Genomic DNA, 20,225 nt, shown 5'->3' on the forward strand with positions numbered 1-20,225 from the left:
AGGAGACCACAGACTCATTTCCGTCGCCTCCGCATGAGACCCATCAGGACGCCGCCCGCTGCAACAGCGCCCGCGCCGAGGAGTTGATGCTGGCGGCGGACGCGGCGTTGGACCTCGGCGTACGGGGTGGTGGAGAAGGAGACCAGTTCGTAGCGGGAGACGTACTTGCCCGGGAGCAGCCGTTCGAGGGTGTGCTCCAGCTGTTTCTGCAATCTGAAGACGGGTGAGGCGACCTTGTCGCGCATTTCGACGAAGTTGGCCAGGGCCATTTCGGCGATGGCTTCGGTGTTCTCGCGACGGCGCGCCTCGAACAACGGCAGCGCCCGTGCCCAGGAACCGCCGGTGTCGTCGAGGCAGCGGTCCAGTTCCACCACGTCCTCGAAGGCGCAGTTGGCGCCTTGGCCGTAGAACGGGACGATCGCGTGGGCGGCGTCGCCCAGCAACGCGGTACGACCGTGCGCCTGCCACGGCAGGGTGTGCACGGTACCCAGCACCCCGACCGGGTTGTTGAGGTAGTCGTCGACGAGATCAGGGGCCAGCGGCAACAGATCGGGGTAGTGCTCCGCGAAGTGCGCCGAGATCGCACCCGCCGTGGTCAGCGCGTCGAACGACCCGGCCGGCCAGAACAACGTGCAGGTGAAGGACCGATCCGGATTCGGCAGCGCGATCATCATCGACGTACCACGCGGCCAGATGTGCAACGCGCCCGGATCCAGCGCGAAATCCCCGGCAGCAGCAGGGATCGACAGCTCCTTGTACCCGTAGTCGAGGAAGTCCACCTTCTCCGCAACGATGCCCTCGGCAAGCAACTGCTCGCGGACCGCGGACCCAGCACCATCGGCGCCCAGCACCACCTCGGCCGACGCGGAAACCTTCCCCGCCGGCGTCGCGAACACCAGCCGTCCGGCAGCCGAGTCAAGCTCCACCAGCCGGTGCTCGAACTCCACCGTCACCCCGTCGGCAGCAGTTGCCGCCGACAACAACGCGTTGTTCAGCGCACCCCGGCTGATCGAGTTGATCGCCCGCTCCCCCGACGCCGAGTACGCCTGGAAGTCCAGCTCGCCCGCGACCGGGTGGATCATCCGCCCCTTCATCGGCAGCGCATCCGCCATCACCTGGTCGACGAGACCGATCCGCCGGAGCGCGTCCAGCCCACGCTCGGAGATCGCCAGGTTGATCGACCGGCCACGCTCGACCTCGGCGACCCGCGGATCGGCGCGCCGCTCGTACAGCGTGACCGACAACCCCCGCCGCGCGAGGAAGCACGCGAGCAGCGAACCGGTCAGCCCGGCGCCGACGATCGCGACCTTCATGCCATCACCTCGGTCAACGCCGTCGCAGCCCGCCAGCAGTCGTGGTACGTCGAGTACAGCGGTACGGGCGCGAGCCGCAGTACGTCGGGCTCCCGCGAGTCCGCGATCACGCCGTACCCGAACCGCAGCCGTCGCGACAACTCACCGGCACCGCCAGGCACCCGTACCGACAGCTGCGCACCCCGCCGCGCCGGATCCGCCGGGGTAATCACGTCGAACTCGGTCAGCAACTCCGAAAGGCACGCGGTCAACCGCACACTCCGTTCCCGCAGTACGTCGATACCGATCTTGTCGAAGAGCTCCAGCGACGTCCGCACCGGGCTCATCGAGAAGATCGGCGGGTTGGACACCTGCCACGCGTCAGCGGTCGCGGGCGGCCGGGACTCCGGCGTCATCTCGAACCGCGTCGACGCCTCGGTACTCCACCAGCCCTCGAACCGCGGCAGATCCCCGCCGAGATGCCGCTCGTGCACGAACGCACCGGCCAACGCACCCGGCCCCGAGTTCAGGTACTTGTACGAACACCAGGCCGCGAAGTCCACGTCCCAGTCGTGCAAGGACAGCGGCACGTTCCCGGCCGCATGTGCGAGATCCCACCCGACCACGGCCCCGGCGAGATGCCCGGCCTTCGTGATCGTGGGGATGTCCATCAACTCACCGGTCAGGTAGTTCACGCCACCGAGCAGTACGAGCGCCACGTCGCCGCCGAGCTGTTCGACGACATCCGCCGTCCGCAGGCTGTCCTCCCCCGGCCGCGGCCGCAACCGGATCACCGCATCCTCCGGGTCGTACCCGTGGAACCGAACCTGCGACCGTACGGCGTAGCTGTCCGACGGGAACGCCGCGTCCTCGATCACGATCCGGTGCCGCGACCGCGTCGGCCGGTAGAACGACACCATCAGCAGGTGCAGGTTGACGGTCAGCGAGTTCATCACGACGGTCTCGCTCGGCAGCGCGCCGACGAGCCGCGCCGCGGGACCGGTCAGCAGCTCGTGGTACGGCAACCACGGCCGGGCCGCGTCCAGATGCCCCTCGACGCCGAGCGCGGCCCACGCGTCCAGGTCCTCGAGCAGCTCGGTCCGGGTCGCCTTCGGGCGCAGGCCGAGCGAGTTCCCGGCGAAGTACGCAACCTCGGGGTAGTCACCGCCCTGGGCCGGCGGTATGTCGAACAGCTCCCGATGCCCGGGATCCGCAGCATCGAGCTCCAGCGCATCCGCCTCGGAAAGCGTCACGCTTCGGCGACCTCCTCGACGACAGCTGCAGGGGCCTCGATCACCTGCCCCTTGCCGAGCACGGTCACGCCACCCTTGGAGACTGTGAAGCCGCGCTGCCGGTCGTAGTCGGGGTCGACGCCGATCTGGGTACCGTCCGGGACCACGATGTTCTTGTCCAGGATCACGTTCTTCAGCACGACGTCGCGGCCGATCTTGCAGTTGTCCATGATCACGCAGTGCTGCAGGTCGGCGCCGGCTCGGACGATCACGTTCGACCCGAGCACCGAGTGGTCGACGTGCGCGCCGGACACGATCGAGCCCTGGCAGACGATCGACTCGCCGACGGTCGCGTTGTCGGTGAACTTCGCGCCGGGCAGCTGCGGGTGCGAGGTGAAGATCGGCCAGTCGTGGTTGTACAGGTTGAACACAGGCTGGATCGACACCAGGTCCATGTGCGCCTCGTGGTACGAGTCCAGCGAGCCGACGTCGCGCCAGTACGACCGGTCCCGGTCGAGCGCGCCGGGTACGTCGTTCTCCTGGAAGTCGTAGACACCGGCCTTGCCCTCGGCAACGAGCATCGGAACGATGTCGCCGCCCATGTCGTGCCGCGACGCCGGGTTGGCGGCGTCCTTGCGCAGCGCCTCGACCAGCACGCCCCGGCTGAACACGTAGTTGCCCATCGATGCGAACGTCTCGTCCGGCGAGTCCGGCAGCCCGGGCGGGTCGGCCGGCTTCTCCAGGAACTCCTCGATCACGTGCCCGTCCGCCCCGGTCTTGATCACGCCGAACTCGGAGGCCTCGACCCGCGGCACCCGGATACCGGCGACGGTCACGCCGTTCCCGCGCTCAAGGTGCGCGGCGACCATCTGGGAGGCGTCCATCCGGTACACGTGGTCGGCGCCGAAGACCACGATGATGTCGGGCTCGAAGTCGTCGATCAGGTTCATCGACTGGTAGATCGCGTCCGCGCTGCCCTGGTACCACTGCGGGCCGAGCCGCTGCTGGGCCGGGACGCAGCTGACGAAGTTGCCGAGCAGGGTGGACATTCGCCAGGTGACTGTCACGTGCCGGTCCAGCGAGTGCGACTTGTACTGCGTCAGCACGAACAGGTTGCGATACCCGGCGTTGACGAGATTCGACAGCACGAAGTCGATGAGGCGATAACTACCGCCGAACGGCACGGCCGGTTTGGCCCGGTCCGCCGTCAGCGGCATCAGCCGCTTCCCTTCGCCACCGGCCAGCACGATTCCGAGAACTCTGGGCGCCTTTGCCATGTCCGCACCTTAGCGCCGAGAACCCCCGTGCATAAGCAGTTGTGCGCGTCGCGACACTGGGGAGATGCCGATCCTCATCGTTCCGACCGTTGCCGTTCACCGTTCGTTCCTCGCGGCCTGGGACGAGCTCGGTCCGGATCACGACCGGTGGATGGGCGCGCGTGCCCACGCCGCCGGAGCCGAGGAGGACTGGACCCGGGACCAGGCCGCGGACCCGGCGGAGTTCGCCCGGCTGGTCGCCGGGATCCGGCTCGAGGCGGAACCGGAGACCGTCATGCCGCCGGGCATTGTGCACCAGACCGTGCTGTGGTTCGCCGACGGCGTCGAGTTCCTCGGCCGGCTGTCGATCCGGCACGAGCTGACGCCGGCCCTGACCGAGGTCGGCGGGCACATCGGGTACTGCGTACGCCCGTCGGCGCGCCGGAAGGGCTACGCGACCCAGATGCTGGCCCAGTCGCTGCCGATCGCGGCCGCACTCGGCATCGACCCGGCCCTGGTCACCTGCGATGTGGACAACACCGGATCGCGCAAGGTGATCGAGGCAGCTGGTGGCGAACTGGAAGACGAACGACACGGAAAGCTGCGCTTCTGGGTGCCGACACGCGTGGCCTGATGACCTATCGTCGGGCGGTATGAAGGTCGCCATCCTGACGCGTGAGTATCCTCCGGACGTGTACGGCGGGGCGGGGGTGCACGTGGACTTCCTGGTCCGCGAGCTGCGCCGGCTGATCGACGTGGACGTGCACTGCATGGGCGAGCCCCGCAAGGGCGCGACGGCGCACTCCGAGGACGACCCGCGGATCCCGAACGCGAACGCCGCGCTGCGCATCCTGTCGACCGACCTGACCATGACCGCGGCCGTCGGTGCGGCAGACCTCGTGCACTCACACACCTGGTACGCGAACATGGCCGGCCACTGGGCCAAGCTGCTGTACGACGTACCGCACGTGGTGACCGCGCACTCACTGGAGCCGCGGCGCCCGTGGAAGGCCGAGCAGCTCGGCGGCGGGTACCGGCTGTCCAGCTGGGCGGAGCGGACCGCGTACGAGGCGGCCGACGCGGTCGTCGCGGTCAGCCGCGGCATGCGGGACGACGTACTCGACTGCTACCCGTCGATCGACCCGTCCCGCGTGCACGTGATCTCCAACGGGATCGACGCCGACTTCTACCACCCGGATCCGTCGACGGCCGTCCTGGAGCGGCTGGGCGTCGACCTCAGCCGGCCGTACGTGACCTTCGTCGGCCGCATCACCCGGCAGAAGGGCGTACCGCACCTGCTCCGCGCGGGCCTGCGGCTGGACCCGTCGGTGCAGCTCGTCCTGCTCGCCGGCGCGGCCGACACGGTCGAGCTGAAGGCCGAGACGGATGCCCTGATCGAGGACCTCCGGATGGCACGCGACGGCGTGTTCGTGGTCTCGGAGATGCTGCCGCGGGAGGACGTCCGGCAGGTGCTCACGCACGCGCTGGCGTTCTGCTGCCCGTCGATCTACGAGCCGCTCGGCATCGTCAACCTGGAGGCGATGGCCTGCGAGACCGCGGTCGTCGCGAGCGCTGTCGGCGGTATCCCCGAGGTCGTCGACGACGGCGTGACCGGGATCCTCGTGCCGTACGACGAGAACGACCCGGACACGTTCGAACGCGGACTCGCGGACGGGATCAACGCACTGGTCGACGATCGCGCCCGCGCCGAGGCGATGGGCAAGGCAGGACGGGCGCGCGCGGTCTCGGAGTTCGGCTGGGACGCGGTCGCACAGCGCACGGTGGAGCTGTACAACAACCTGCTCGGGTAGGAGAAACCCCACCTCGGTCAGGGACCTCGCACCATTCTTCGGGGCGGCGTACGGCGGTTGGGTTGAGACATGACTTCTCGCCTGACGAAAGCCGTCGCCGCCACGCTCGCGACCGCTGCCCTGCTCGCGTTCCCGTTGACCGCGGTCGGTGCCGTCCACCAGCCGACGCTGTCCGAAGCCGCCGTGGTCGGCGTGCACGCGCAACGCGGCGCCCTCGTGTCCGCAGTACCCGTCGCCCAACTGACAGCAGCTCAGCTGGATGCGGCGGCCGCCGAGTTCCCCGGTACGCCGCACTCGTCGTACGGCGTCACCGCGTACCGGCTGATCTACCGCACCGTCGACACCCACGGACGGCCGACGACCGCGAGCGGGATCGTCGTACTCCCCGACGGGCGCCGCGGTGCGCTGACGGTGGCGGAGTACCTGCACGGGACGAACGCGACCAAGGCGGACGCCGCCTCCGTGGACGACACGTCGACGGACCGGCTGGTCACGGCACTGTTCGCCGGGCAGGGGCTGGTGGGGATCGCGCCGGACTACCTCGGGCTCGGGCTGGGACCGGGGCCGCATCCGTACGTGGACACCAAGACCGAGACCTCGGCGTCGGCGGACCTGCTGCTCGCGGCGCGCACGTTCGCGGCCAAGCACGGGGTGGCGTTCAAGCGGGACGTGCTCGTGACCGGGTTCTCGCAGGGCGGCCGGGCGTCGCTCGCGCTTGGGCGGGCGCTGAGCCGCGGCGAGGCCGGACCGTTCCGGCTCGGGGCGATCCAGGCGGTCGCGGGGCCGTACGACCTGCTCGGCGAGGAACTGCCCGCGGCCTTCGACGGGCGGCTACTCCCGCCGACGGCGGCGTACTACCTCGGCTACCTCGTGACCGCGTGGAACCGGACGGTCGGGTTGTACGACGATCCGCGTGAGGCGTTCCGGGCACCGTACGCGTCGACGGTCGAAGGGCTGTTCGACGGGTCGCACACCGAGGAGCAGATCGTCGCGAGTCTGCCGGACTCGCCGGACAAGCTGTTCACGCCGGAGTTCGCGGCGATGCTGCAGCATCCGACCGGCCGGCTCCTGAAGGCGATCCAGGCGGCCGACCAGGTGTGTCAGGACTGGACACCGCGCGTGCCGGTGCACCTCTACAGCGGCACGAAGGACACCGACGTGACAGCTGCCAACGCGGACTCGTGCGCGGCGTCACTGCGCCGACGCGGTGCGGACGTGACAGTCCACTCGATGGGCGCCGTGGACCACACCGGGACCGCATTCGCCGCCTACCCGCAGATCATTCGGGCTTACGCTCGCCGAGCGTGATCCTGTGTCCTGTCATTACCAGGAACGGCGGGGTACTCCCTGTTCCGTACCGGCCGACGAAGACTGAGGACATGACGAACTCGACCATCACCCTCGCCGACGACCTCACCATCACCCGGATGGGGTACGGCGCGATGCAGCTGGCCGGTCCCGGCGTCTTCGGGCCGCCGAAGGACCGCGACCAGGCGATCGCCGTACTGCGGGAGGCCGTCGACCTGGGCATCACGCACATCGACACCAGCGACTTCTACGGCCCGACCGTGGTCAACGAGATCATCAAGGAGGCGCTGTACCCGTACCCGGTGGACCTGCACCTGGTCACGAAGGTCGGCGCCCGCCGCGGTGACGACGCCTCCTGGCTCCCGGCGATGGCACCGGACGAGCTGAAGCAGCAGGTGCACGGGAACCTCGAACACCTCGGCCTCGACGTCCTCGACGTGGTCAACCTGCGGAGCATGACCCACGACGGCGGCGGTGCGGAATCGATCGCCGCGTCGTTCACCGCCCTGGTCGAGATGCAGCAGGAGGGCCTGATCAAGCATCTCGGTCTGAGCGGCGTCACGATCACGCAGATCCGCGAGGCGCAGGCGATCGCGCCGATCGTCACCGTGCAGAACCTGTACAACCTGGTCCAGCGCCAGGACGACGACGTGGTCGACTACGCGGCCGAGCACAACATCGCGTTCGCGTCGTTCTTCCCGCTCGGCGGTTTCACCCCGCTGCAGTCCGAGACGTTGTCGAAGGTCGCGGCCCGGCTGGACGCCACCCCGTACCAGGTCGCCCTCGCCTGGCTGCTGCAGCGCTCGGCCACCAGCGTGGTCATCCCGGGCACGTCCTCGGTGGAACACCTCCGCCAGAACGTCGCCGCCCGCGACCTGGTCCTCCCAGCGGACGTCGTCACCGAACTCGACGCAATCGCCGCCTGAGCCGCGCCTTTCCGGAACATTCTGCCGCTATCTGCAGGAAAGGTTCCGGAAAGCTAGCGCAGTTCGCGCTGGAGCATTTGGATCAGGGCTTCGACATCCGCCTCGACCATCGGTTCGCCGGTCATGCCCATCCGGTGCAGCAGGGTGCCGATCACCACGTCGATCACGAACAGCACCCGCTGCTCCGGCAGGCCGAGCGTCTCCATCAGGACCTTGCGGTAGGGATCCTGCAGCTGCGTCGCGAGGATGTCCCGCAGCGCGGGATCCCCGATCGCGTCGGTGAACACGCCCGCGAACGCCGCCGCCACCCCGGGCTCTCCGATCGCGCGGACGCCGTACCGGATCGCGGCCGCGACGTCCTGCTCGCGGTCCTCGCCGGTCAGCGGGAGCGGCCCGAACGAGTCCACCAGGCACGCGGTGACCAGCGCGCCCTTCGTCGGCCAGCGGCGGTAGATCGTCGTCTTCGCGATCCCGGTCGCCGCGGCAATCCGGTCGACGGTGGCGCGGGTGTAGCCGAGCTCGTGGATCGTCCGCAGGGTCGCCGCAAACACCTCGGCGTCGACGCTGGTCCGGGGCCGGCCTGGTGGCCGCGTACTAGGTGCCATGCGGTCCATTATGCTACCTTCGGTATCGATACTACTCGTAGCGAAACCGCAGGACGGTGCCCGATGCTCAAGACCGCTGCCACCACGACGCACCAGCCGCCGCTGGGCGTTCGCCTGGTCTACTCGCTCCGGAAGGAGCCCGACTACCGCACGATGTCGCCCGCGGACCTGGCCGCCTTCGGCGAGGCCGCGCACCGGATCGTCACCTCCCCGCTCGCTCACCTGCTGACGGGCTTCCCGCACAGCGGCGTGACCATCACCTGGCAGCAGGTCGAGCTCGCCGACCGCACGCTCCGGGTCCGGGTCTACCGCCCTCGGAGCGCGGGCAAGCTCCCGCTGGTACTGCACGTCCACGGCGGCGGCTACGTCGGTACGGCGGTGCAGTGCGACTGGATCAACAGCCACGTCGCCGCGCGCGCCTCCGCGCTGGTCGTGTCCGTGGAGCACCGGCTGATGGACCACGTCACCCCGCTCGCCGCGATCGTCGACGACGGCTGGGACGTACTGCGGCACGTATACCGGCGCGCCGCCGAATGGGGCGTCGACCCGTCCCGGGTCGCGGTCGCCGGCGAGAGCGCCGGGTCGATGGTCGCGGCGCTGTCCGCCCTCCGCGCCCGCGACGCAGGGATGTCGCTCCGCGCGCAGATCCTGGTCAACCCGTGCGTCGACGTCACCTCGACCGCGCTCGACTACGACTCGGTGACGCAGTACCCCGACACGCCGACCCTCACCCGTGAGGGCATCGACTTCTTCCGCCGCCTCGCCGTACCCGAAGGCACTGACCCGCGCCCGCTTTCACCGCTGTACGCCGACAGCCTGACAGGGCTCCCGCCGACCCTCGTCGTCATCCCGACGCTCGACCCGGTGGCCGACCACGGGCGTGTCTACGCCGAACGCCTCCGCGCTTCCGATGTCCCCGTAGAGGTCACCGAACACCCCAAGGCCGGACACGCCTTCATCAGCATGCCCGGCCTGGTCCCCCAGGCCAGACCGGCCCGGGACCGGATCGTGCAGTTCCTCTGCGAGCAGTTCAGGTAGTTGCCGAGGGCACGCTTCAGCCGATGCCGGACGTCGGCGTCCCGGAGGCCAGCCAGGTGCTGAGCAGCCGGGCGCCGGCACCCGTGGCGCCGATCGAGTACTCGAAGTTGTCGGCCGGCGACTCGGCGATCGACGACAGGTCCAGGTGCGCCCACGGGACGTCGCCCGCGAAGGCCTTGAGGAACAGGGCGGCAGTGATCGAACCCGGGCCCTTCGAGCTGTTCACCGAGTCGGCGATCGGGGTCGAGATGAGGTCCTCGTACTCGGCCGGCAGCGGCATCCGCCACAGTTCCTCGCCGGACACCCGGCCGGCGTCGGCGAGGTTGTCCGCGAGCGCGTCGTCGGTGGCGAACATGCCACCGTACAGCATCGCGCCGAGCGACACCTTGATCGCGCCGGTCAGCGTGGCGATGTCGACCAGGACGTCCGGCTTCAGCTCCTGGACCGCGTACGCAAGGCCGTCGGCGAGGACGAGCCGGCCCTCGGCGTCGGTGTTCTTCACCTCGGTGGTACGGCCGCCGAAGTGCCGGATCACGTCGTCCGGACGGTACGCCGAACCCGACGGCATGTTCTCGGCCGCGCAGACCAGCCCGGTCACGCGGACGTTCGCGCCGAGGTCGCGCAGCGCCGACATGGTCGCGATCACCGAGCCGCCGCCGGTCATGTCACGCTTCATCGACACCATGCCCTCGCGCGGCTTCAGCGACAGGCCGCCGGTGTCGTACGTGATGCCCTTGCCGACGAGCACGACGTACGGGGTCGTCTTGGTCGCACCGGCCGGGGCGTAGTCGAGGCGGATGAACCGCGGCGGGCGGGTCGAGCCCTGGCCGACCGCGAGGATGCCGCCGAACCCGTCGGCGGCCAGCTTCTTCTCGTCCCAGACCGTCGCCACCAGACCGGTCGCCGCGGCGATCTCGGTCGCCCGCTCGGCCAGCCAGGCCGGGTCCTTCTCGTTCGACGGGGTGATCGCGAGCTGCCGCGCCAGCCAGCCGGTCCGGCCGATCACGACGCCGCGGTCGAGCACGTCCTGCCGTACGGCGTCCGACCCGTCCGTCAGCGTCACGGTGCCGACCGCGGGCTCGCCCGGATCGACGGTCTTCTGGGTGTACGAGAACGAGCCGAGCACGACACCCTCGGCGAACGCCTGGAGCGCCGCGTCATCGATGCCCTCGGCAACGACGGTGGTGAGCTCGTCCTTGCCGCGGCCGAACCGCGCGATCGCCGCACCGGCGTGTCGCAGGTCCTTCGCGCTGCCGTCACCGGCGCCGACCAGCAGCACCTCGGTCACGTCGCCGGTCAGCAGCGGGTACGCCGCGGTGGCGCCGGCGGTCGGCGTGAAGCCGGTCTCGCGCTGCACCTCGAGCAGCCGGCCGAGGTCGACACCGAGCCGCTCCCCCGCCTCCTTCGCGGCGGCCGGCAACTCGTCACCGACGACGACCACCCAGGTCGACGAGCCGTGCACGGGCAGACCGGGCTGCCAGGCGACGACCGGAAGACTGGGGAACGGAGACGAGCTGCTGCGGCGAGCCACTAGGACGACCTCACTGGTTTGATCAGACGGGGCAGTTTCGCGAACAGGCAAACCGTAACGACCCCGGCCGGTGCCGTAAACGGGCACCCACCGGGGTCGGAATGACAGTCAGGGGGCGGGCAGACACCCCCGGAGGATGTGATCAGCCGACGACGGCCTTCAGTGCGTTGCCGAGCTCGGTCGCCTCGTCCGCGTTGAGCTCGACGACGAGCCGTCCGCCGCCCTCGAGCGGAACCCGCATCACGATCCCCCGGCCCTCCTTGGTGACCTCGAGCGGACCATCGCCCGTCCGCGGCTTCATCGCCGCCATGCGCGCACCCCTTCCCAGTGTCGGTGTTGAGCGACGACACCGCGCAGGGAAACCGTCGCCGGCGCCGTTGCGGTGATGCGCCGTCGGCGCGTATCGCAGTGTGTATCGGACCCCATTATTCCCGATCCCAGGCCAAGGCCGTGCACCATACGGCAGACTCGAGTCTTGTGCACGCCCGTTCAGCCCTCTTCGACCTGTACGGCGACCACCTGCGCGCCCGCGGTGCGCAGGCCCCGGTCGCGGCCCTCGTCCGGCTGCTCGCCCCGCTGGGCGTGCACCCGCCGGCCGTCCGGACCGCCGTGTCGCGGATGGTCCGGCAGGGCTGGCTGGAGCCGGTCCGGATCGAAGGACAGCCCGGATACGGACTGACGTCCCGGGCGCGTCGCCGGCTCGACGACGCCGCCGCGCGGATCTACCGGACCGCCCCGGACGGCACCCCGGCGGCGACCGGATCCGAGGGCCCGGGCGACTGGGACCGGCACTGGCATCTGGGCATCCTCCGCGAGGTCCCGAACGCCCGCCGCCGCGAACAGCTGGCGAGCCAACTCTCCTTCCTGGGTTGGGCTCCGCTGTCCGACGGCGCCTGGGTCGGGCTGCGCAACGACGCCGAGGTCGACCAGATCCTCGGCGTCGAGGGCATCGCCGCGGACCGCTTCCGCGCGCCGGTCGACGACGGCGCGGTCGAGTTCGCCCGGCGGGTCTGGAAACTCGACGAGCTCGGCGCGTCGTACGACGCCTGGCTGATCGAGGCGAAGGCGCTGGTCGACGCCGCCGGCCCGGACACCAGCGACGAGCAGGCGTTCGCCGTACGCTCCGAACTGGTGCACGAATGGCGGAAGTTCCTGTTCCGCGATCCGGGGCTGCCGGACGAGCTGTTGCCGGCCGGCTGGGCCGGGACGAAGGCGGCCGCGTTCTTCGATTTCCACGCCGAACGACTGGGCCCCGCGGCCGGGCGTTTCGTCGATGCCTGTCTGTCACATGCCTGACGCAACACTGAAATTCTCACTGAAAGTCAAGGAGCTGACCACGATGAGTGATTCCGTCCTGTACGCCGCGTCCGAGGGCGTCGCGACCATCACGCTCAATCGGCCGGACGCGATGAACTCGCTCGACACGCCGACCAAGGTGCTGCTCCGCGACACCGTCCAGGCGGCCGCGGACGACCCGGCCGTACGGGTCGTCGTACTGACCGGGACCGGCCGGGCGTTCTGCGTCGGGCAGGACCTGAAGGAGCACATCGGGCTGCTGCAGGCGAACGACCAGGCCGCACTGTGGAGCACGGTGCCGGACCACTACGCGCCGATCGCGCTGGCGCTCGCCGAGATGCCGAAGCCGGTGATCGCCGCCGTCAACGGCGTGGCGGCCGGGGCCGGCGCGTCGATGGCGTTCGCGTGCGACTTCCGGGTGGTCGCGGACACGGCCGGCTTCAACCTCGCGTTCACCGGCATCGCGCTGTCCTGCGACACCGGCATCTCCTGGACGCTACCGCGGCTGATCGGCCACGCGAAGGCCCTCGAGCTGCTGTACTTCCCGCGCACGATCCCGGCCGCGGAGGCGCTCGACCTCGGGCTGGCGTCGTCCGTCGTACCGGCGGCCGACCTGGAGCAGACGGTCGCCGACCTGGCCGGCAAACTCGCGGCCGGCCCGACTGTGGCGTACGGCGCCGTAAGGCAGTCCCTCGGCTACTCCGCCAGCCACACCTTGGCCGAATCCCTCGCCTTCGAAGCCGGCAAGATGCAGCAAACCGGCGCCACCGAGGACCACCACAACGCGGTCGCGTCGTTCGTCGCGAAGCAGAAGCCGACCTTCACCGGGCGGTGACTTCGAACTGCCCGTAAACGTTTGGTGGGCTCCACGACCGCGTTCCGGCCGGGCGAGTCACGGCCGGACAACCACCTGACAGTCGGGGAGCCCGCTGAACACCTCATCACGTTCCGTACCCGGAGCACAACTCGTTCAGCCGTTTGTCTTTGGAATTCGGAAAAGTGCCTTTTGCAGCTGCCTTTTGCAGATGCACGTGCACGAGATTTACCGGGCTATACAGCTCTTCACGTGGTCGTTCACGATGCCGGTGGCCTGCATCAACGCGTACGCCGTGGTGGGTCCGACGAAGACGAAACCCTTCTTCTTCAGGGCCTTCGACATGGCCACCGACTCGGGGGTCGTGGCCGGTACGTCGGCGAGCGTCTCCGGCGCCTGGTGGTTCGCTGGCCGGAACGACCAGAGCAGCTCGGTGAACTCGCCGTCGGCCAACTCGAGCAGGGCGCGCGCGTTCGAGATCGTCGCGTTGATCTTCAGCCGGTTGCGGACGATGCCGGCGTCCGCCATCAGCCGGTCGAAGTCCGCGTCGCCGTACGCCGCGATCACCTGGGGATCGAAGGACGCGAACGCCTTCCGGAAGTTCTCGCGCTTCCGCAGGATCGTGATCCACGACAGCCCCGACTGGAATCCCTCGAGCGTCATCCGCTCGAACAGCCCGACGTCGTTGCGGATCTCCTTGCCCCACTCGGTGTCGTGGTACTCGATGTACTCAGGCGCGGAGGTCGCCCACCCGCACCGCGGCTGCCCGTCCGGCCCGACGACCGTCACTGCGAGTCCGGCGACGACTGATCGGCCTTGGACTGGCTGAGGTGGAGGCGGTCGTACTGTTGCGCGGGAGTCAGCCGGGCCGGCTTGGGCTGTTCCTCTTCCGCCTGCTCGGGTTGCGCCTGCTCGGGCTCCTGCGGGGCCGGTTCGGCGGCCTCTTGAGGAGCTGCTTGGGGGGCCGGGGTGCGGCGTGGGGTGACGGGCTGCGACCGGGCCTCCAGTACGGCGCGGGCCTCGGCCTGGAGGCGCTCGTACTCGTCCTGGGCCCGCTGGATCGCCCGGGGCAGCTCCCGGGTCTCCGGCTCGTCCGGCTCGTCCGGCTCGTTGGTTGCCTCATCGGTTGCCGCTTCGGGGGCAGGCTCAGCGGCAGGCTCCGGGAAGTCGCCGCCGACGAGGATCGGCTGCTGCGTGCCGGTGTCCTCGAACTCGTCCTCGTCGTACGGACCCGACGTGAACCCGTGCCCCTCCGGCGACTCGACGATCGGCGCGACCGCCCGCTCCAGGTCCGCGATCCGGCGGTCGCGCTCGGCGACCTCCCGCGCGACCCGCTCCAGCAGCGTGTCGACCTCGTCCATCCGGTAGCCGCGCACCCCGACCGCGAACCGGGCGCCCTCGATGTCGGTGGACGTCAGCGCCTGCCGGGCCGGCACCGTCATGTCCGGCCGGTCGTCGTACGCCGTAGCCATGGCACCCCAACGACCCGAGGCGACGACAGCGACAGCCCCGATCAACAGCACCACGATCAGCCCGAAGAACCACATCACGGGTCCGATCGTGCCATGCCGCACGAGTCAACCGCACAGATGCCCAGGGTTTCAGCTCCCGTCGGAGCCGAGGCGGCGGGTGGTGGAGGCTTCCTCGGCGTCGCCGGCGGCTGCTTCAGCGGCCTCGTCGGCGGCGGCGTCGGCGAGTTCACCGGACTTGACGATGTAGCTGATCGCCTCGTCGACGTCGTCGGTGACGACGAACATCTCCAGGTCGGCGGCCGAGATCTTCCCGTCCTCGAGCATCGTGGTCCGCAGCCAGTCGACCAGGCCGCCCCAGTACGACGTACCGAACAGGACGACCGGGAACGACGTCACCTTGCGGGTCTGCGCCAGCGTGAGCGCCTCGAACAGCTCGTCGAGCGTGCCGAACCCGCCGGGCATCACCACGAAGCCCTGGGCGTACTTCACGAACATCGTCTTCCGGGTGAAGAAGTACCGGAAGTTCATGCCGATGTCGACCCACTCGTTCAGGCCGTTCTCGAAGGGCAGTTCGATACCGAGGCCGACCGACACGCCGCCGGCCTCGGAGGCGCCCTTGTTCGCCGCCTCCATCACGCCCGGCCCGCCACCGGTGATCACCGCGTACCCGGCCTCGACCAGCTTCCGGCCGACCTTCTCGGCGGCCGCGTACATCGGGTCGTCCACCTTGGTCCGGGCGGACCCGAACACGCTGATCGCCGCCCCGAGCTCGGCCAGCATCCCGAACCCCTCGATGAACTCCGACTGGATCCGCAGCACCCGCCACGGGTCGGTGTGCACCCAGTCCGACGGGCCCCGGCTGTCCAGCAGCCGCTGCTCGGAGGTGGACTGCTGCACCTGCTTGCGCCGCATCATGATCGGCCCGCGCTGCTGCTGGCCGACCGGGCGGTCGGGGTGGATCGATGGTTCTGACATGCCTCCAGGTTATTGCCTGACCGGTAACCCGGCCCGCTCACGCGCGGTCTGTCAACCAAGTCCTCAGGCGCTGTTCACACAGCTCGATCTCGGCCTCCGGCACGAACTCGTCCTGCTTGTGCGCGTACAGCGGGTCGCCCGGCCCGTAGTTCACCGCCGGTACGCCGAGCAGCGTGAACCGCGCCACGTCCGTCCACCCGAACTTCGGCTGCGGCTCGCCGCCCACCACCTGCAGGAACGCGGCCGCGGCCGGCCGTTCCAGCCCGGGCAGTCCGCCGGGCGCCGAGTCCATGACGACCACGTCGTACCCCTCGAACACCTCCCGCAGGTGCGCCTCGGCCTCCGCCTCGGAGCGGCTCGGCGCGAACCGGTAGTTGATCGTCACCGTGCACAGGTCCGGTACGACGTTCCCGGCGACGCCGCCGGTGATCGCGACCGCGTTCAGCCCCTCGCGGTACTCGAGCCCGTCGATCGGCACCCGGCGCGGCTCGTACGCCTGGAGGCGCGCGAGCACCTCGCCCGCGGCGTGGATCGCGTTCGAACCCATCCACGAGCGGGCCGAGTGCGCGCGCTCGCCGCGGGTGGTGACCTCCATCCGCATCGTGCCCTGGCAGCCGGCCTCGACGACCGCGTTCGACGGCTCCATCACGACCGCGAACACACCCTCGAGCAGCTCCGGGTTGGAGCGGGTCAGCTTGAACAGACCGTTACGCTCGGCCTCGATCTCCTCGCAGTCGTAGAACACGTACGTGACGTCCCGGTTCGGCTCGTCGAGGGTCGCGGCCAGCCGGAGCGCGACCGCGACACCGCCCTTCATGTCGCAGGCGCCGAGACCGTGGATCAGCCCGTCGGCGCGGCGCGCCGGGAGGTTGTCGTTCAGCGGGACGGTGTCGAGGTGACCGGCGAGCACGACCCGTTCGTCGCGGCCGAGGTCGGTACGCGCGACGACGGTGTTGCCGTGCCGGAACACCTTCAGGTGCGGGTACGCCGTGAGCGCCTTCTCCACCTTGTCCGCGAGCTTCTCCTCGGTACCGCTGACCGAGGAGATGTTGACGAGTGCCTCGGTCAGATCCGCGGCGCTCGTGGTCAGGTCCAGCTTGGTCATTCAGGCTTCCTTGGAGGGTGGGAGGAACACGCAGAACTCGTTGCCCTCGGGGTCGGCGCAGATGTGCCAGCCGATCTCGTCGTCCTTCGGGCGGAGCAGGGTCGCGCCGGCGTCCAGGACCGGCTGCAGGGCGGGCGCGCTGACGTCCCAGTGGACGCGGTTCTTCACGGTCTTCGGTTCCGGGACGGGGTTGAAGACCCAGTACCGGAACGGCAGCCCGGGGACGTTCTCTAGCCAGTAGTACGGGCGACCCTCACGGCTGCAGACGTCGCCGCCGACCACGTCCGCCCACCAGCGCGCCTGCGCCTCCGGGGCGGCCGAGTCGACGATCAGCTCCATCAGCCGGTACGCCGGGACCGTGTCGCGGACGAATCCGCAGAACTCGCCGCCGTCGGGATCGGTCAGCACGGTCCAAGGCTGATCGTCCGTCTCCGGGAACTGCACCTTGGCGCCGAGGCGTTCCAGTTCCGCGATGCCACCGGTGATCACGTCGAGGTGGACCCGGTTCTTCACCGTCTTGGTCTCCGGGACCAGGCACATCCAGACGGTCTTCTCCGGCACGTCGCCGACCAGCACGTTCGGGTTGTCGGTGGGCGCGGTCAGGCCGAGCACCCGGCCCCAGAACGTCGCCATCTCACTCGGCGACCCCACGTCCACACACAGATCCTTGAACCGCGCAACAGTCATACCCCAAAGGCTATCCGGCAGTCCGTTTCCGATAATGACGGTTCACCCGTTCCCGGTTCCCGCAGGACGGCGAACACCAGGTCTGCCGCGGATCGTCCTGCAGGAAGTACTTCACACACCGCGCCGCCGGACATGCCCTGAGCCGATGCCGGCACGGCCCGACCAAGAACTCGATCGCCGACCGCCCCACCGCGCCGACGAGCAACTCCACCGGGTCCTCGGTCGCGTACACCCACCTCACGCCCGGCTCCTCGTCCCACTCCAGGTACGTCGTCCCCAACCGCCCCGCCGCCGCGTTCACCACCCGCAGCGCCTCCTCCACCTCCATCAACCGATCCGCATCGGCCTTGCTCGGCGCCTCGGGCGCGACCGCCCGCGCGAACAAGGCCCGTACAGCCCCCCGAATCCGCACCAGCTCGCGCCACGCGCGGGGCCCGTCCGGTCCGGGGAGGATTTCTTCCCGATTCGGGGGCAAAAACCTCCCCAGGTCGGACTCGTTGACGCGCAGCCAGGCAAGGGTCTCCCGGCTGGACCCGCGGCCACGTGATCACCCACATCGCGTATTTCTCCGAGGCGATGACCCGCCAGGTCGAGGAGGCGCTCCAGGGCCGGCTGATCGAGGTGTACGACGGCGGCCGCCCCGCCCGGGACGCCGCCATCGAGGCCGGCGCCGACCGCCCCGCCGCCGAACTCCGCACCCACCTGACCGGAGCCGTCACCACGCTGATCGAGTCCTGGGACAAGGTCGGCCCCACCCCCGACCTCCTCCCCTGGCCCTGACCTTTGCGGAAAGAAGTTCGCACTATCCGCAAACTTCTTTCCGCAAACAGCCGGTCAGCTCACTGTGAAGTCGTCCAGTTGGATCCAGGTGTCTTTGTTGGGGGCGTTGAAGCCGGCGTAGACGGTTAGTTCGTGGACGTTTGGCGGGACTTTGACCGTGACCTCCTGGTGGACGTAGCCGGTGCCGGCGCCGAAGGTTGTGGTGGCCAGGTCTGTGGTGCCGGTGCGGACTCCGAAGCGGCCTTGGTCGGCGGGGAGGTTGGCGGAGGCGTTGATCCAGGAGCCGAAGGTGTACGTCGTACCGGGGACGACCGGGACGTTCTGGTAGAGGTCGCTGAAGCCTGTGCAGGTGCAGCGGATCCAGCCGTTGTTGGCGCCGGAGTGGGCGAAGCCGAGGCCGCGGTCGACGCCGTTGGCCGCGCTACCTTCGAAGAGCCACGCCGGTTTGCCGCCGCCGGTACCTTCGAAGCCGCCGTCGGCCAACTGCGACACGAACCGCACCGCCAGCTCGGAGACCGTTGTGTACGAACGGGTGCCACCCGGCAGCCCGATCACCCGTACGCCGTCCGTCTCCTGCGTCGGGAACGTGATCGTGTACGTCGTGTTCGCTCCGGCCGACGCATCACCCGGGTACGCCGGCGACACGGTCTGCGACCCGACCTCGACCCACGAACCGTCACGCTTGACCTGAACCCGCGGACGACCTGTGAAGTACCCACCCTCGGCCGACACCGCGCCGGACGTGAACTCGACGTTGTTCACCTTGTGCCGCGCCGGCCACTCGTACCCCCACCACGACGCGCCCTTCACCTCGTCGTCGAAGTCCGACTCGCTCCCCGTCCGCGCCCCGTCGTTCAGCAGCGCCAGGCTGCCCGACTGCGACGACTTCGAGATCGCGACCGCCCCAGTGGAGGGAGCAGCCAGGTTGTCCGTACCTGGCAGATCGACCGCGGGCGCATCGGAAGACGGTGTCAGCACCAGCTTGCGCAGGTTGAAGTTGTACACCGACGTACCGATCCCACCGCCGCCGCACGGGCAGACGTTCGCCTGGAGGTACATCGTCCGGCCGTCCGGCTGGACGAACTTCGACGGGATCGTCACGCCGTACCCGCCGTACTTCGACGTCGACCACGGATACCCGCCGAAGTCCTTGGACAGGAAGTGCTTCCACGGACCCCACGGCGTCGGCGACTCGTAGAACTCGAAGGTGTACTCCGTCCACGACGTGTAGACATATCGCTTCTGCGCCGGGAGGTACGTGACTCCGCCCTGGCTGATCACGCTCAGGTTCGAGGCGTTCGTCCCGTACGTCTGCGCGTACAGCCGCCGCGCGTCCGTCAGCACCGGCTTCCGGTCCACGAGCTTCGACGACCACCCGGACCCGGTGTAGAACTTCCAGGCGGCGCGATCCTGCACCTGGTCACGCGGCACTCGCGCCAGGTACACCGACTGCGGATCCGCGACCGTGTCGTCGAACGAGTCCCGCCAGTTCCCGTCCAGCCCGTACGCGTAGACGTACCCGTCCGGCGCCGACGCCCCACCGCGACCGAAGTCCGCGAACCAGATCGTCGTGAACACGTGGTTCGAGAACATCGGCTTCGACTTGTCCCATGTCCAGGTCCGGCCGTGGTCGGTCGACTTCAGGATCGTTGCCGCCGGTACGTCGTTGAAGTCCAACGCCAGGTCCTGGACGGCGAGGTACAGCGTGTCCCCGACGCACACCATCCCGGTCGGCTTCCGGTTGTACCCGCCGCCGCTCCAGATGGACCCCAGCTGTTCACCGCGCGCAACAGTTGCCCCGGACAAGTTTCCCGGCGTACCGGTGATCTCGCTGACCGCGACGTCGGCGAAGTCCCCGTCGACGCTGAAGCCCTTGCCGTCACCGTTGGCGGCGTACAGCTTGTCGTTGCCCGCCCAGCAGGACGGCCAGAGGTCGCCGTCGCTCTTGCTGGGCGTTCCCTTCGACTCGACCTGGACGGTGCCGATCGGAGTGGTACTTGCCGACGGCAAACTAGCCGAGGATTGGGTGAGCAGTGTCGCCGTTCCGAAGACCAGCGGCAGGACAGCAAGCAAGGCCCCACGCTTCATGAGCTATCC

At 69.4% G+C, this 20,225-nt stretch carries 21 protein-coding genes; 8 read left to right on the forward strand and 13 right to left on the reverse strand.

What is annotated here, in order from left to right; genetic code table 11:
* Positions 1–14: 14 nt before the first annotated feature.
* From ACZ5BU_RS02155 to glgC, 3 genes are read right to left on the reverse strand one after another with little or no spacing between them, the layout of a single operon-like run.
* Positions 15–1,313 carry an FAD-dependent oxidoreductase gene (locus ACZ5BU_RS02155; RefSeq protein WP_465694846.1) on the reverse strand — a complete coding sequence of 433 codons (1,299 nt, stop codon included), beginning with the start codon at positions 1,311–1,313 and terminating at the stop codon, positions 15–17.
* Positions 1,310–2,545, reverse strand: coding sequence for a kynureninase (gene kynU / locus ACZ5BU_RS02160; RefSeq protein ID WP_465694847.1), 1,236 nt, complete (start codon positions 2,543–2,545; stop codon positions 1,310–1,312). The genes ACZ5BU_RS02155 and kynU overlap by 4 nt, the downstream gene beginning before the upstream one ends.
* Positions 2,542–3,801, reverse strand: coding sequence for a glucose-1-phosphate adenylyltransferase (gene glgC, locus ACZ5BU_RS02165; RefSeq protein ID WP_465694849.1), 1,260 nt, complete (start codon positions 3,799–3,801; stop codon positions 2,542–2,544). Before glgC ends, kynU begins: the two co-directional genes overlap by 4 nt.
* 64 nt (positions 3,802–3,865) lie before the next feature.
* Between glgC and ACZ5BU_RS02170 the strand changes: the two genes are divergently transcribed.
* The 4 genes from ACZ5BU_RS02170 (at position 3,866) to ACZ5BU_RS02185 (ending at position 7,825) form a co-directional block, all read left to right on the forward strand.
* The gene (locus tag ACZ5BU_RS02170) at positions 3,866–4,414 is read left to right on the forward strand and encodes a GNAT family N-acetyltransferase (RefSeq protein WP_465694850.1); all 549 of its coding nucleotides are present in this window, start codon (positions 3,866–3,868) and stop codon (positions 4,412–4,414) included.
* Positions 4,415–4,433: 19 nt separating this feature from the next.
* The gene (gene glgA / locus ACZ5BU_RS02175; protein WP_465694851.1) at positions 4,434–5,591 is read left to right on the forward strand and encodes a glycogen synthase; all 1,158 of its coding nucleotides are present in this window, start codon (positions 4,434–4,436) and stop codon (positions 5,589–5,591) included.
* A 69-nt stretch (positions 5,592–5,660) separates the two neighbouring features.
* Entirely contained in the window at positions 5,661–6,899 is a 1,239-nt protein-coding gene (locus ACZ5BU_RS02180; protein WP_465694853.1) for a dienelactone hydrolase family protein, read from the forward strand.
* A gap of 71 nt (positions 6,900–6,970) precedes the next feature.
* On the forward strand, positions 6,971–7,825 hold the full coding sequence (locus ACZ5BU_RS02185; RefSeq protein WP_465694854.1) for an oxidoreductase: 855 nt from the start codon (positions 6,971–6,973) through the stop codon (positions 7,823–7,825).
* Between the two features lie 53 nt (positions 7,826–7,878).
* Here the strand turns inward: ACZ5BU_RS02185 and ACZ5BU_RS02190 are convergent, their stop codons facing one another.
* Positions 7,879–8,430, reverse strand: a complete 552-nt coding sequence (locus ACZ5BU_RS02190) for a TetR/AcrR family transcriptional regulator (RefSeq protein WP_465694855.1) — start codon at positions 8,428–8,430, stop codon at positions 7,879–7,881.
* 63 nt (positions 8,431–8,493) lie between these two features.
* On the opposite strand from ACZ5BU_RS02190, the gene ACZ5BU_RS02195 reads away from it, so the two are divergent.
* Complete coding sequence (locus ACZ5BU_RS02195; protein WP_465694857.1) at positions 8,494–9,468, forward strand: alpha/beta hydrolase; 975 nt, start codon at positions 8,494–8,496, stop codon at positions 9,466–9,468.
* A 16-nt stretch (positions 9,469–9,484) separates the two neighbouring features.
* Here ACZ5BU_RS02195 and ACZ5BU_RS02200 read toward each other — a convergent pair whose 3' ends face one another.
* Positions 9,485–10,999 (reverse strand): leucyl aminopeptidase family protein, encoded by a 1,515-nt coding sequence (locus ACZ5BU_RS02200; RefSeq protein ID WP_465694859.1) that lies wholly within the window; start codon positions 10,997–10,999, stop codon positions 9,485–9,487.
* 142 nt (positions 11,000–11,141) lie between these two features.
* Positions 11,142–11,309: a DUF3117 domain-containing protein gene (locus ACZ5BU_RS02205; RefSeq protein WP_012923066.1), complete on the reverse strand. Its 168-nt coding sequence runs from the start codon at positions 11,307–11,309 to the stop codon at positions 11,142–11,144.
* Positions 11,310–11,476: 167 nt separating this feature from the next.
* Here ACZ5BU_RS02205 and ACZ5BU_RS02210 point away from each other — a divergent pair, with 167 nt between their 5' ends.
* Both ACZ5BU_RS02210 and ACZ5BU_RS02215 read left to right on the forward strand, forming a co-directional pair.
* A complete protein-coding gene (locus tag ACZ5BU_RS02210; RefSeq protein WP_465694860.1) occupies positions 11,477–12,295 on the forward strand; it encodes a PaaX family transcriptional regulator in 819 nt (272 codons plus the stop codon).
* Positions 12,296–12,338: 43 nt separating this feature from the next.
* Positions 12,339–13,130, forward strand: coding sequence for an enoyl-CoA hydratase/isomerase family protein (locus tag ACZ5BU_RS02215; RefSeq protein WP_465694862.1), 792 nt, complete (start codon positions 12,339–12,341; stop codon positions 13,128–13,130).
* 207 nt (positions 13,131–13,337) lie between these two features.
* On the opposite strand, the gene ACZ5BU_RS02220 is transcribed toward ACZ5BU_RS02215, so the two are convergent.
* From ACZ5BU_RS02220 to ACZ5BU_RS02245, 6 genes are read right to left on the reverse strand one after another with little or no spacing between them, the layout of a single operon-like run.
* A complete protein-coding gene (locus tag ACZ5BU_RS02220; RefSeq protein WP_465694863.1) occupies positions 13,338–13,898 on the reverse strand; it encodes a DNA-3-methyladenine glycosylase I in 561 nt (186 codons plus the stop codon).
* Positions 13,895–14,656: a DivIVA domain-containing protein gene (locus ACZ5BU_RS02225; RefSeq protein ID WP_465696694.1), complete on the reverse strand. Its 762-nt coding sequence runs from the start codon at positions 14,654–14,656 to the stop codon at positions 13,895–13,897. Before ACZ5BU_RS02225 ends, ACZ5BU_RS02220 begins: the two co-directional genes overlap by 4 nt.
* Before the next feature lie 54 nt (positions 14,657–14,710).
* Positions 14,711–15,556: an LOG family protein gene (locus ACZ5BU_RS02230; RefSeq protein ID WP_465694864.1), complete on the reverse strand. Its 846-nt coding sequence runs from the start codon at positions 15,554–15,556 to the stop codon at positions 14,711–14,713.
* A 37-nt stretch (positions 15,557–15,593) separates the two neighbouring features.
* Positions 15,594–16,661: a succinyl-diaminopimelate desuccinylase gene (gene dapE, locus ACZ5BU_RS02235; RefSeq protein WP_465694865.1), complete on the reverse strand. Its 1,068-nt coding sequence runs from the start codon at positions 16,659–16,661 to the stop codon at positions 15,594–15,596.
* Complete coding sequence (locus ACZ5BU_RS02240) at positions 16,662–17,348, reverse strand: VOC family protein (protein WP_465694867.1); 687 nt, start codon at positions 17,346–17,348, stop codon at positions 16,662–16,664. It lies immediately after the preceding gene.
* Positions 17,349–17,358: 10 nt separating this feature from the next.
* Positions 17,359–17,823: a CGNR zinc finger domain-containing protein gene (locus ACZ5BU_RS02245; protein WP_465694868.1), complete on the reverse strand. Its 465-nt coding sequence runs from the start codon at positions 17,821–17,823 to the stop codon at positions 17,359–17,361.
* A gap of 68 nt (positions 17,824–17,891) precedes the next feature.
* Here ACZ5BU_RS02245 and ACZ5BU_RS02250 point away from each other — a divergent pair, with 68 nt between their 5' ends.
* Entirely contained in the window at positions 17,892–18,128 is a 237-nt protein-coding gene (locus tag ACZ5BU_RS02250) for a maleylpyruvate isomerase N-terminal domain-containing protein (protein ID WP_465694870.1), read from the forward strand.
* Positions 18,129–18,182: 54 nt separating this feature from the next.
* Here the strand turns inward: ACZ5BU_RS02250 and ACZ5BU_RS02255 are convergent, their stop codons facing one another.
* Positions 18,183–20,216: a DUF4185 domain-containing protein gene (locus tag ACZ5BU_RS02255; RefSeq protein ID WP_465694871.1), complete on the reverse strand. Its 2,034-nt coding sequence runs from the start codon at positions 20,214–20,216 to the stop codon at positions 18,183–18,185.
* Between the last annotated feature and the right edge of the window lie 9 nt (positions 20,217–20,225).

The sequence above is a fragment of the Kribbella sp. NPDC031520 genome (assembly GCF_055580825.1).